The 12,283-nt window shown below is 49.2% G+C and carries 11 protein-coding genes; 8 read left to right on the top strand and 3 right to left on the bottom strand.

What is annotated here, in order from left to right:
• Positions 1-322: 322 nt before the first annotated feature.
• Positions 323-1,678 carry a chromosomal replication initiator protein DnaA gene (gene dnaA, locus C8J48_RS15795; protein ID WP_245891249.1) on the bottom strand — a complete coding sequence of 452 codons (1,356 nt, stop codon included), beginning with the start codon at positions 1,676-1,678 and terminating at the stop codon, positions 323-325.
• 563 nt (positions 1,679-2,241) lie between these two features.
• Here dnaA and rpmH point away from each other — a divergent pair.
• The 8 genes from rpmH (at position 2,242) to rsmG (ending at position 9,001) form a co-directional block, all read left to right on the top strand.
• Positions 2,242-2,376: a 50S ribosomal protein L34 gene (gene rpmH, locus C8J48_RS15790; RefSeq protein WP_107728194.1), complete on the top strand. Its 135-nt coding sequence runs from the start codon at positions 2,242-2,244 to the stop codon at positions 2,374-2,376.
• A 125-nt stretch (positions 2,377-2,501) separates the two neighbouring features.
• Entirely contained in the window at positions 2,502-2,870 is a 369-nt protein-coding gene (gene rnpA, locus C8J48_RS15785; protein ID WP_107728193.1) for a ribonuclease P protein component, read from the top strand.
• Positions 2,871-2,876: 6 nt separating this feature from the next.
• Positions 2,877-3,086, top strand: a complete 210-nt coding sequence (yidD, locus tag C8J48_RS15780) for a membrane protein insertion efficiency factor YidD (protein WP_107728192.1) — start codon at positions 2,877-2,879, stop codon at positions 3,084-3,086.
• A 63-nt stretch (positions 3,087-3,149) separates the two neighbouring features.
• Positions 3,150-3,899 (top strand): membrane protein insertase YidC, encoded by a 750-nt coding sequence (gene yidC / locus C8J48_RS15775; RefSeq protein ID WP_107728191.1) that lies wholly within the window; start codon positions 3,150-3,152, stop codon positions 3,897-3,899.
• Positions 3,896-4,531 (top strand): RNA-binding cell elongation regulator Jag/EloR, encoded by a 636-nt coding sequence (gene jag / locus C8J48_RS15770; RefSeq protein WP_107728190.1) that lies wholly within the window; start codon positions 3,896-3,898, stop codon positions 4,529-4,531. The genes yidC and jag overlap by 4 nt, the downstream gene beginning before the upstream one ends.
• Positions 4,532-4,905: 374 nt before the next feature.
• Positions 4,906-6,285: a tRNA uridine-5-carboxymethylaminomethyl(34) synthesis GTPase MnmE gene (gene mnmE / locus C8J48_RS15765; RefSeq protein WP_107728189.1), complete on the top strand. Its 1,380-nt coding sequence runs from the start codon at positions 4,906-4,908 to the stop codon at positions 6,283-6,285.
• Positions 6,286-6,298: 13 nt separating this feature from the next.
• Positions 6,299-8,185: a tRNA uridine-5-carboxymethylaminomethyl(34) synthesis enzyme MnmG gene (gene mnmG, locus C8J48_RS15760; protein ID WP_107728188.1), complete on the top strand. Its 1,887-nt coding sequence runs from the start codon at positions 6,299-6,301 to the stop codon at positions 8,183-8,185.
• An 87-nt stretch (positions 8,186-8,272) separates the two neighbouring features.
• Positions 8,273-9,001 (top strand): 16S rRNA (guanine(527)-N(7))-methyltransferase RsmG, encoded by a 729-nt coding sequence (gene rsmG, locus C8J48_RS15755; RefSeq protein WP_107728187.1) that lies wholly within the window; start codon positions 8,273-8,275, stop codon positions 8,999-9,001.
• Between the two features lie 80 nt (positions 9,002-9,081).
• On the opposite strand, the gene C8J48_RS15750 is transcribed toward rsmG, so the two are convergent.
• Together C8J48_RS15750 and C8J48_RS15745 are read right to left on the bottom strand one after the other, a co-directional pair.
• Entirely contained in the window at positions 9,082-10,572 is a 1,491-nt protein-coding gene (locus tag C8J48_RS15750) for an FAD-dependent oxidoreductase (protein WP_107728186.1), read from the bottom strand.
• 184 nt (positions 10,573-10,756) lie between these two features.
• On the bottom strand, positions 10,757-11,950 hold the full coding sequence (locus C8J48_RS15745; protein WP_107728185.1) for a ParM/StbA family protein: 1,194 nt from the start codon (positions 11,948-11,950) through the stop codon (positions 10,757-10,759).
• Positions 11,951-12,283: the final 333 nt, after the last annotated feature.

Here is a 12,283-nt window from a genome sequence, read left to right as displayed (position 1 = left end):
CTTTCTATCCTTTCCCTGAGAAGAAAGGGTTTTCCGTGTACAAAGACAAAGAGCCCCTCTGCCCATTCAATCACTCTTTTTCAACGGGGGGAAGCCCTTTGCCGAAAAATAGGAAAAGAGTCGGAGTCATAAGTAGACGTCTATTACATATATATTATAGTTTAAAAAATCGTAGTCGTAGTAATAGGGGCTGTGGATATGTGTATAAGTGGGCAAAACCCAATAATACAGCCTATACACGCTGTGGATAAACCTGTGTATAGGCTGCTCTATTTGTCCACATTTGTCCACAGGGGCGGGAAATTCCTGTGGAAAAGATCAGTTACATTGAACTCATTTTGATACGGTCTTTAAGATCCTCAATCGCTTTTTGCAGACTGCGATCCATATTGAGGGTACGGGAGATCTTTTCATGTGCATGGATAACGGTCGTGTGATCGCGTCCGCCAAACTCTTCTCCGATTTTTGGAAGAGAGGAATCAGTCAACTCCCGGCACAGATACATCGCAATCTGACGAGGAAGGGCCACGTTTTTGGTCCGCTTCTTGCCTTTTAGTTCATCCATTTGCAGGCGGTAATAACTGCAGACGGTTTGTTGGATCTCCGGGATGCCGATAATTTTGGGACGAGCATTGCGCATGATATCCTTTAACGCTTCACTGGCCAACTCGGTTGAGACAGGCTGATTCATTAAAGCGGAAAAGGCGACTACACGGATTAGCGCTCCTTCCAACTCACGGATGTTGGTATCAATGCGATCGGCGATAAAGGCCATCACTTCACTGTCGATATCCAACTTATCTGCGATCGCTTTTTTGCGCAGAATGGCGATGCGCGTTTCCAAATCCGGCGGTTGGATGTCGGTGATCAACCCCCACTCAAAGCGGGAGCGAAGGCGATCTTCCAGGGTGGGGATCGCTTTAGGCGGTCTATCACTGGAAATGACGATCTGTTTGCTCTCCTCATGCAGCGCGTTAAAAGTGTGGAAAAACTCTTCTTGGGTTTGCTCTTTGCCTGCGAGAAATTGGATATCATCGATCAACAGGATATCCACATTACGATACTTATTGCGAAAATCATCCGTTTGGTTGTCTCGGATGGAATTGATAAATTCGTTCGTAAACTTTTCCGAGGAGAGATAAACCACCCGGGTGTGAGTGGGGTGGGATTGGATATAATTGCCGATGGCATGCATCAGATGCGTTTTCCCCAAACCGACGCCACCGTAGATGAATAAGGGATTATAAGCTTTGGCGGGAGCTTCGGCTACTGCCAAGGAGGCCGCATGGGCAAAGCGATTGCCAGATCCGATCACAAACGTATCAAAAGTATAGCGGGAATTGAGCATGGTCTTCAGTTCCACATCGTTTTCCACAGCCGATTCCATCGTGGCGGCAACTTCTTCTTCCTCTTCCCACCGTTTGGCTGCATGGGTGATAAATTGAACGCCGATCACGGAGCCGGTCACTTCTTGCAAGGTATCTCGCACCAGATGTGAATACTTGGATTCCAGCCAATCCCGTGCAAACTCATTGGGAGCGGAGATGATTAGAGTATCGTCGCGCCAATCGACTGCTTCCGTCGCTTGTAGCCATGTCTCAAAACTGGGTTTAGACAGTTTATCCTGAATGCGTTCCAACGCCTGCGCCCACAATTCCTGAATGTGGGTATCTTCCAAAGAGATTCCCTCCTTTCCAAATGATCGGGATGAAAAAATTACGTTATCAACAGGAATATCCACAAGTCGTTTCGCTTCATAACAAGGAAATACACCCTTATCCACATTATCCACAAGCCTGTGGATAACATTATCCACAACGCCCATTCGATTGTCCACAGATTGTCCACAGCCTGTGGATAAGATGGAGAAGCACAAACGTTATCCACAATGGAAAACATGAACATCATATCAAATTTACCCAATCATCACAATGGATGGTGGATGAGTTGTCCACAATCCACAGGCATGTGGAAAAAGTTTTCCACAAGGACTGAATATGTGGATAGTCAGGGGATAAGTTCTGGATAAGTTGTGGAGAAAAACGAATAAGCGTCTCAGGTTATCCACAGCTGTGGGTTTCTTGACAACCTTTTGTTTACACCGCTATAATGATTAGGAATGTCATCGAAATGACAACGGAAAATGATCAGTAGAGAAAGGAGGCAACCTGGCTGGGCAAATTCCTGTAGATAACATGAACGGGTATAACATTTGTGCCATATACAGCCAGGTGACTCGATATGAAGCGCACATTTCAACCGAGTAATCGCCGTCGCAAAAACGTACACGGTTTTCGTCAACGGATGAGCACCAAAAACGGGCGTAGAGTGCTTCGCAATCGCCGTCGAAAAGGCAGAAAGGTTTTGTCCGCATAAGGCCACTCATCAGATAGTGGTCTTTTTTCCTATATGGAGAGACAATAAAATCAATCGAACAGGTTTAATCCCGCAGTCCTGCCACCTATACTGATAATACCAATCGACCGGAAGGGGGAGTCGGCGTGCAGAGCCAGTATCGTTTGAAGCGGCGGGGTGATTTTAAAAGGGCATTCCGCATCGGGTCTTCAGTGGCTAACCGCCAATTCGTTCTTTATCGGTCACGTCGCAGGGATGCGGGGCCTGTCAGAATTGGGATATCGGTCAGCCGCAAAGTGGGAAACGCAGTGATCCGTAACCGCATTCGACGGTTGGTCAAGGAGATTACCCGTCAATGGGTAGACGATCTACCGGAGCGAACCGATTTGATCGTGATCGCGCGAAAGCCTGCGGCGGATATGGACTATCACCAGATGAAGTCCAGTCTGCGTCATGTTTTTCGTCGGGCACAATTGCTGGATCGACCCCCTGCCAAGAACGGCTTGTTGAGGTGAGTCCTCATGAAGTTTATCGCGATCTATTTGATTCGTTTCTACCAACGCTTTCTTTCACCACTCACCCCACCTACCTGCCGCTTTGCTCCCACTTGTTCACAATACGGCTTAATCGCCATATCGCGGTATGGATTTTGGAAAGGCGGCTGGATGACGGCCAAGCGAATCGCCAAATGTCACCCCTTTCATCCAGGTGGGTATGATCCCGTTCCGTGACCGGCAGGTGGCAAACCAATCTTTCGCGGTTGAAACCGGTTAGATTTGAAGGAGGAGTCTTTCTTGTTCAGTCGACGCCTGATCGGGATTCTGGTTTTGGTATCTGTCCTGGTGCTCTTAGCCGGTTGTGCACCCAGTCCGGACCAGTTTAAACCGATCGATCCCAATAACGCTGGCTTCTGGGATCTATATTTCGTCTGGCCTTTAACAAAAATTTTGGATGAAGTGGAAAATGCGCTGGGCAGCTACGGATGGTCGATCCTAGTGGTGACGGTGCTAATCCGTTTGTTGGTGTTGCCTTTGACCCTAAAGCAGATGAAAAGCTCTCAGGCGATGCAGGCGTTGCAGCCCCATATGAAGAAACTGCAGGAGAAGTATAAAAACAACCAACAAAAGCTGCAGGAAGAGACAATGAAGCTCTTCCAGAAGCATAATGTGAATCCATTGGCCGGCTGTTTACCCATGTTGGTGCAGCTGCCGATTTTGATCGCTTTTTATCAGGCGATTATGCGCAATCCGGAGATCGCCAAGGCCAGTTTTTTGTGGATGGAATTGGGACAAGCCGACCCGACGTTTATTCTTCCGATCCTGGCAGCGGTGACAACCTACTTACAATCTGTCGTCATGGGGATGGGAGATAATCCGCAAGCGCGCGCATTTATCTTTATCATGCCGATCATGATTTTTGTTCTGGCCTTTTCATTCCCTGCCGCCCTGGCCTTGTACTGGGTGTACAGCAACTTGTTCACCATGGTCCAGTATATGTTACTGGGTAATAAATACAAGGTGAAACGGGAGGGTGCGACCGGTTGAAGAAGATTACCGTGACGGGAAAAACGGTGGAACTGGCGGTGGAAGAAGCGTTGCGGCAGTTGGATGTGGATCGTGACCACACCAAGGTGAAGGTGTTGGAGGAGCCCTCTTCCGGTTTTTTGGGGTTGATCGGCGCCCGTGACGCAAAAGTAGAGGTGGAACGCCTGCCGCTCCCATCCGAGGAAGCGGAGCGGTTTTTGGCGGCTGTTTTGGCTACCATGGGGCTGGATGAAGTCCAATTGGAAGCCAAAGATGAGGGGGAGCACATCTGTATCGATGTATCGGGTAAGGAGTTGGGACTTCTGATCGGCCGCAGGGGTCAGACGTTGGATGCACTCCAGTATCTGGTCAATATTGCTGCGAATCGCGCAGCCAAGCCGTATACGCGCTTTGTGCTGGATGCGGAAGGCTATCGACAACGGCGGCGGGACACCTTGGTGGAATTGGCAGATCGAATCGCCAAACAGGTAAAACGAACGCAAAAGCCGGTGACGCTCGAACCGATGAATCCGATGGAACGGAAGGTCATTCACACCTGCATTCAACAGAATGAAGGGGTAACAACGACGAGTGAAGGTAATGAACCTTATCGCCGTGTGGTGATCTCCCCCATACCCACTACTGACCGTTAAAACCGTCCGGACAAAACTCTCCTCTGCAGAAGGAGGGTTTTTTTGTATAGTGTTAGTTTTCCTTCAGCAAAAGTTGATCTTACTTTATGGAGTGGGTGGGAGTGGAATTCCGCCTGACCGGTAAAGTCTCGCCTTGGTCACTTCGTTCCCAGGTCTCGCTTTGCACGAAAGCACAAGTCTCGCCTTGGTCACTTCGTTCCCAGGTCTCGCTTTGCACAGAATTTATCCCTTGGTAGGGTGCATGGCTCTTATGGACCGGGCGTTCATTTGTTTTCACCTGATCGTATGGTAAGATAAAATATCAAGGATATTGCGGATCGGGATATCATTGGCCTACTTTTGGTAAACAATGTGAAGGAATGGGGGTGGCGGGAATGGAAACCGATACAATTGCGGCGATTTCTACTCCTGTCGGTGAAGGGGGAATCGCGGTCATCCGGGTTAGCGGCCCTGATGCGATTCCGTTGGTGGACCGTGTGTATAAGGGGAAGCAGGCTTTGACGGAAGCTTCCACCCATACGGTTCACTATGGACATGTCGTTTACCCTTTTACCGATGGGGATCCAATCGATGAAGTGTTGGTAACCGTCATGCGAAAACCCCGCACGTTTACTCGTGAAGATGTGGTGGAAATTAGTTGTCACGGTGGATTAGTGCCAGTTCAAGCTGTGCTGGAAGCGTTGCTGGAAGCAGGGGCTCGCTTGGCGGAGCCGGGGGAGTTTACCAAACGCGCCTTTTTAAACGGGCGGATCGATCTGTCTCAGGCTGAGGGCGTGATTGATCTGATTCGATCTAAGACGGATCGTGCCGCGCAGGTGGCGATGCGGCAGGCGGAAGGACGGCTGTCGCGGTTGGTGCAGCGGCTGCGTCAAGATATATTGGAAACCTTGGCTCATTTGGCGGTAAATGTGGATTATCCTGAATACGATGCCGATGAACTGACGGCACAACGGTTGCGGGAACGATGCGATCAGGTGGAGCAGGAAGTGGAAACATTGCTGACCACCGCACGCCAGGGACGGATTTATCGGGAAGGAATCGCCACGGTGATCGTCGGGCGGCCCAATGTAGGCAAATCATCGCTGCTCAATGCCCTCGCCCATGAAAATAAAGCGATTGTGACCGATATTCCCGGGACCACACGGGATGTGATTGAGGAATATGTCAACGTTCGCGGTATTCCCCTACGATTAGTGGATACGGCTGGAATCCGGGAGACGGAAGATGTAGTGGAAAAGATCGGTGTGGAACGCTCCCACCGGGCATTGGAAGAGGCGGATTTGGTATTGTTGCTGCTCAATTATACGGAACCCTTGTCCGCTGATGATCGACGTCTTCTCGATGAAATGAAACACCACACCGCAATTGTGGTGGTAAACAAGACAGATCTCCCCTCCGGCCTGGATGTGGAAGAAGTACGTTCTCTGCTTGGGAAGACTCCACTCGTCTCCACTTCTATCAAGGAGGAAACCGGGCTGGATCAGTTGGAACAAGCCATTGTCGATCTGTTTTTCGCCGGGCGTGCCCAGTCCGGGGATTTTACCTATGTGAGCAATGCGCGCCATATTCACTTATTGAAAGAGAGCCTACGCCATATCCAGGAAGCGAAGACGGGGTTGGAAATGGGGGTTCCTCTGGATATGGTGGAGATCGATATGAAAAATGCTTGGCAGTCCCTGGGGGAAATTATCGGGGATGCAGTTGCGGAAGATTTGATTGATCAGATTTTTTCTCAGTTTTGTCTGGGTAAGTGAAGGAGGGAGAAGGATGCCTGTTCATGGGCAACAATTTGATGTGATTGTGATAGGGGCCGGTCATGCGGGGTGTGAAGCGGCTTTAGCATCGGCGCGGATGGGATGTTCCACGCTGTTATTAACCCTGAGCCTGGATACGATTGCGTACATGCCGTGTAATCCGTCTGTCGGTGGCCCGGCCAAAGGGCATGTGGTGCGGGAAGTAGATGCGCTAGGCGGTGAGATGGGGCGCAATATCGACAAAACCCATATCCAGATGCGGATGCTTAATACAGGCAAAGGGCCGGCGGTATATGCGCTGCGGGCGCAAGCGGATAAGGTGTTGTATCAGCAGGAGATGAAAAAAGCCCTGGAGAACGAGCCCAATCTGGTTCTGCATCAAAATATGGTGGAACGTCTGCTGGTGGAGAATGGCATCTGCCGAGGCGTGATCACCCGGACAGGGGCGGAATACCGTGCGGAAGCGGTGGTTCTCACTACCGGAACCTATTTACGCGGGAAGGTGATTATCGGGGATCTCGCTTATGAAAGCGGACCGAACAACCAACAACCCGCCATCAATCTGGCCCATCATCTGCATGAACTGGGTTTTGAGACGGTTCGTTTTAAAACGGGGACGCCACCGCGGGTAAATAAACTGACGATCGATACGGAGCAAATGGAAATTCAGCCGGGGGATGAAGAACCGCGTGCTTTTTCCTATGAGACGACACAAACGATCACTGATCAGTTGCCCTGCTGGCTTACCTACACCAACGAAAACACCCACCAATTTATCCGCGACAACCTGCATCGGGCACCGATGTATTCCGGTCAAATCGAGGGGCAGGGTCCCCGGTATTGCCCTTCGATCGAGGATAAGATCGTTCGCTTTGCCGATAAGGATCGGCACCAAGTTTTTTTGGAACCGGAAGGTCGCGACACGTTAGAAATGTATGTACAAGGGTTGTCCACTAGTCTGCCGGAAGATGTGCAACAGGCATTTCTGCGCACGATCACCGGAATGGAACAGGCAGAAATGATGCGGACCGGGTATGCGATCGAGTATGATGCGATTGTGCCGACACAACTATGGCCCAGTTTGGAGACAAAACGGGTACCGGGACTTTTTACCGCTGGTCAAATCAACGGCACATCCGGTTATGAGGAAGCGGCAGGCCAGGGAATTATGGCTGGTATTAACGCCGCTCGCAAGGTGCAAAAAAAAGAACCGGTTGTGCTGGATCGTTCCCAGGGGTATATCGGAGTTCTGATTGACGATCTAGTGACCAAAGGTACGGCGGAACCGTACCGGTTGCTCACTTCCCGGGCAGAATATCGGCTTTTGCTGCGCCATGATAACGCCGATCTTCGTCTGACAGAACTGGGTTATGAGATCGGGCTGATTTCAGAGGAGCGGTATCGTCGGTTTACGCAAAAGCGGGAGGCGATTGAACGGGAAATCGACCGCTTGCGTCACACCAAAATCAAACCGACTGCAGCAGTGCAATCCTTGTTACATGAGCTAGGATCGAGTGAACTGGATAACGCGGTGGAATTGGCGAAGTTGATTAAGCGGCCGGAAGTTCGTTATGAGCATATCCAGGTTATCGCTCCCGCCGATGAACCGATTCCTGCGGATGTAGCGGAACAAGTGGAGATCCAGCTGAAATATGAAGGGTACATCAAGAAGTCACTGCAACAGGTGGAGAAAATGAGCAAGATGGAGAATAAACGAATCCCCGATTGGGTCGATTATGAGCAAGTGGTGGGGATTTCGACGGAAGCTCGTGAAAAATTGAACCGGGTACGTCCCCTTTCCCTGGGGCAGGCTTCTCGAATTTCCGGCGTCAATCCTGCGGATATCTCCATCTTGTTGGTTTATATTGAGCAGGGGGGAAAGAAGAGCGCTAGCGTTTAAAAGACGACTTACCAACCGGTCGGCCGGACTGGATCCAGCAACGGAAACGGTCGACCGGGTTTTTTATGGGAACAAGGGGGAATGGTGATGAGCGAACAGGCGGAATGGTTGGCACAAGCGGTAGAAGAGGCATGGAGTCTCTCCTTGACTTCGCATCAACGGGAACAGTTTGAACAATATGGACGCCATCTGTTGGAATGGAACCAGCGGATCAATTTAACGGCGATCACTTCAAGCGAAGTGATTTATATTAAACATTTCTATGATTCCCTTACCATGATCGATGCTGTGCCGATGCAGCGTGTGCGGTCACTGGTGGATGTAGGGACGGGTGCGGGTTTTCCTGGGATTCCGCTTAAAATTGTGTTTCCCGATCTACAGTTGGTATTGGTGGATTCCCTGCGGAAGCGGGTTCAGTTTTTGCAGGAAACGGTGGAATTGTTGGGGCTGAAAGGTGTGCAAACGGTACATGGCCGCGCGGAGGAAGTGGCTCGAGAGCGCCGCTACCGTGAGCAGTTGGATGTAGCGACTGCACGGGCAGTGGCCAAGTTGAATGTCTTAGCGGAATACTGTTTGCCATTTGTTTGTACAGGTGGATGGTTTGTCGCGTTAAAGGGAGCCGAAATTGAAACGGAGATCCAGGGGGCAAAGCGAGCGCTTCGCACTTTGGGAGGGAAAGAAGACTTTACGGTAATTCCTTGTTCGTTACCACAAGAAGCGGGTATGCGCCATCTCGTCGTCGTATCCAAAGAGAGATCCACTCCCCGTACATATCCACGTAAAGCGGGAACACCACAGCGAAAGCCGTTGGAGTAAATCATAAAAAAAGGCAGCTTGATGGGCTGCGGTCAGGTGTTGATACCCAGGATCGGGAAAAACGCGATCCTGGGTTTCCTTCACCCCAAATTGTTGATTAAGTTGTGCAAACCTCGTAGCGCTAATTTTCGTTTCTCCAATTGTTGTTCTTGCTCGCTGCTGTGGAAAGGTTCCATGAAATCTTCATAGGACTGACCATAAGGGTCTTCGATATCGATGTGATCTTGTTTTAATCCCGATTCTTGTGAGCTGTTGCGTAATACGTGCCGTGCCATTTCCTGATTCATAAAGGGTTGTTGCCCGCTATTGCGCTTGGTTGCGAATGGAGCAGAGGATAAAGGCTCCTGCTGTTGTTTTTCTTTTTCCTGTTTTTTGTCGGATAAAGGGCCCCTCGTCATTTTCCGATCGGACCAATCTTGTCCATAGCTTGACGAGAGTGAATCCTTGCTATTGGGTGGCGATGTTCGTTCTTTCCGTGAAAAAGGGGCTTCTTTGGAAGCGCGGGGTGGCTCCGCCTTTTTGTTCAGCGTTCCTTTAGGCTGCTGAAATGGTTGGTAAGAGTTCAAGGGTGAAGAGGAACTTTGTCGCTTTTTCCGTGATTCGCCGCGTTCAACTTTGTGTTCTTCCGTTTGTGCTTGTTTCTTTTTAATAGAGTCGCTCTCATTGGCCTCCCAAACCATAGGACTGGTTTGCGGTGGATTGGTGGGACGGACGGAATCCTCCTGACGGAAGGATTTTTTATTTTTATGGTTTAGTGGAATAATCGACGGTCGCTGGTTTGTTTTTTGTTCGGGTGGTTCCGTTGTTTCCGATTTGCGGTTAAATGGTTTTTCCCGTGCAGAAGTGGTGAACGGCTGCAGTTGAGACTTTTCCAAGGCTTGGGTCGACGATTTTTGCTCCCATCGATCCTCTTTCTTTTTAATTCCGGGTTGTGGATATTTTCGAGACATGCGCTTTCGCAATTCCGGTTCCCGCTTTTGAAAGCTCTTTTTTTCTGAATCTGCTGATGCCGGTTTCGGTTTTCGGTTGCTCAGCGAAGGGCGCTGCAATAATTTGCGCCGGGTTTGAATATCCCTTTCCCGGAGCGTTTCTTTGAACTGATCGCGTTCATCGTATTGGTCGTGATCGGGTTTATTGTCATAAGCTTCATAAGTTGCTTCCGCTTCTATCTCTTCCTCTGGGAAGGTTGACTCTTCGACGGAATAGGAGGTAGAAGGGGTGTCGATTGGATCGTGGGAAGTTTGCTCGACAGCAGACGTATCTTCCTGTTCTCCTTGTAAAATATAGACGGAATGGCGGGCATCCGCCTCTAAGCGCTCACTGTGGAAAGATCGGATGCCTCTATCTTGATCTTCGATTAGAAAGAGTCGTTCCGTTTCTACTCCTTCCTGAGCAGACACGCCGGGGGAACCGTTCATCGATGTGCTACACATTACTGACGCAATCGATCCAGGATTCAGCTTCAAGATGAGAGCAGTTTTTCCCAAGCGGGCGGCCTCTTTAGCTGCTTCCAATCCTGCTTGGCCCTTTGTGATCACGATCAGATCGTAGTCTCCGCCCGTATTTGCCATTTTACTTCCCTCCTTTGTAACTGGAATTGTGCCTAACCGGTGCAATCAACCTCTGAAAAGACAAAAAAAGCGACTCCTTGATGGGTTTCATCTTGGGTAAGATCGCTGCGATGTTGGATTTATGGATTCCCCCAGGGAAAGCCCTGGGGGATCTTACAGGGATAACGGAATCCGTGTTATGCGGTTATTTTTTTGCGCTGCTTTTGCCACGGTTGACACGCTTTTCCGCGGAATTAGGTACGCTGAACTCTTCCTGAATGGTAGCGGCCACTTCTTGCTGTGTTTTTAGCGGAACGGATTTGGATTTACTTTGGGTAAATTTGCATAAGCCGAAAGCATTGGCAAATTGTGCGTCAATACCGTAATCCTCAGCAAAGATCAATTTATCGCCAAAGCGGTCGCGGTAATGAGGTTTGAAGGGGATCGATGATCCGCCAGTCAAAATGATGTAGGTAATGTCATCGGCGAAGTCGAGCCGATTCCAAACCTCATCCACTAATGCAACACCAACTTCTTGGGTACAGCTGTTGACGATTTCCTTGACATCGTAAACTTTGCCTTTGAAACTGATTTCGCCGGATCGAATCACGCGGTTTAAGCTCCAGATCGGATACTCTTTTCCGGTTTTATCCGGGTCAACTTCACGGGTGAATTCAGCTAAACGTTTTGAGAGCAATTGATAAACATTGATCATCGCATGACGCGACGTAAAGCTTTGCCGTTTAATGATGGTTTCACCGTGAAGGGTTTCTACATCAGAGGTACCAAACCCTAAGTCGTTAATACTTACCTTTTGAATAAACAGATCTTCATTTAGAAGCTGACCCTCTCGATCCAGGGCGATATGGAATAAGGTGGCCATCGGTTGGCTGATGACGTATAAGTTTTCCCGTTTGATTTCAAACTCAATGCGGCGATAAGGCATATTTCCCTGTTTGATTTCAAAGCTGTGTTTTCCGACCAAACGCCGCTTCAACTCTTCTTTATAATCAATATAGCTGTCGGTTGGGAGGGCGACGGAGACAATCGGTTCGCTGTCGCTGATTCCCTGGAGCATCAAGCCTGTACTAACCCGAAACATAATTAAATACTCTTGTTCACGGAACCAGGTAGGGCTGAACAAGCGACGTTCATGGGAATCAAACAACTCATCGTCGGCGGACTGCTCAATGGCCAGTTTACCGACGAACCATTCCGGATCTCTCTCTTTTTCCCGGTACATAATGTTGTGCGGATCATTGTTGTACGTGATTTCACCGACACGATTGGGAACGACCATGTTGCGGATAAACATCTTCAGGAATTTGTCCCCATTGCGACTAACAACCTTTGTACCGTAATAGCCTTGATCATTTCCTATATATATGGGTGTGCTCATACCAATTGCTCCTCCTCGTTTTTTGTCGAAGGGCGTCTTTTTTCTCTCAATTTTGATTCTACCAAGGCTAGATGATTAGGGTCAATATAAAGCGGCGAGAATTGGTCATATTTCGACATTATGCGCTGTTTAACCGTTGATTTTCCGTTATTTGTAGATCATTTGCATGAAATTAGAAATGGTCTATCCGCTATGGCGAAAATAGTTCATTTTGGTTAGTGATGTGGAAAAAGGGATGTTTCACGTGAAACATTTTCCCGATTTCCATGTGCAGGTAGTTTCGATACAATAGAGAATAAGTAAGGAAGAGCTGACCAATCTCTGGCCGGTACT

Source organism: Desmospora activa DSM 45169 (assembly GCF_003046315.1).
Lineage (GTDB): Bacteria > Bacillota > Bacilli > Thermoactinomycetales > DSM-45169 > Desmospora > Desmospora activa.
The sequence above is the reverse complement of the archived record's forward strand: the minus strand, read 5'-3'. Positions and strand labels throughout refer to the sequence as shown.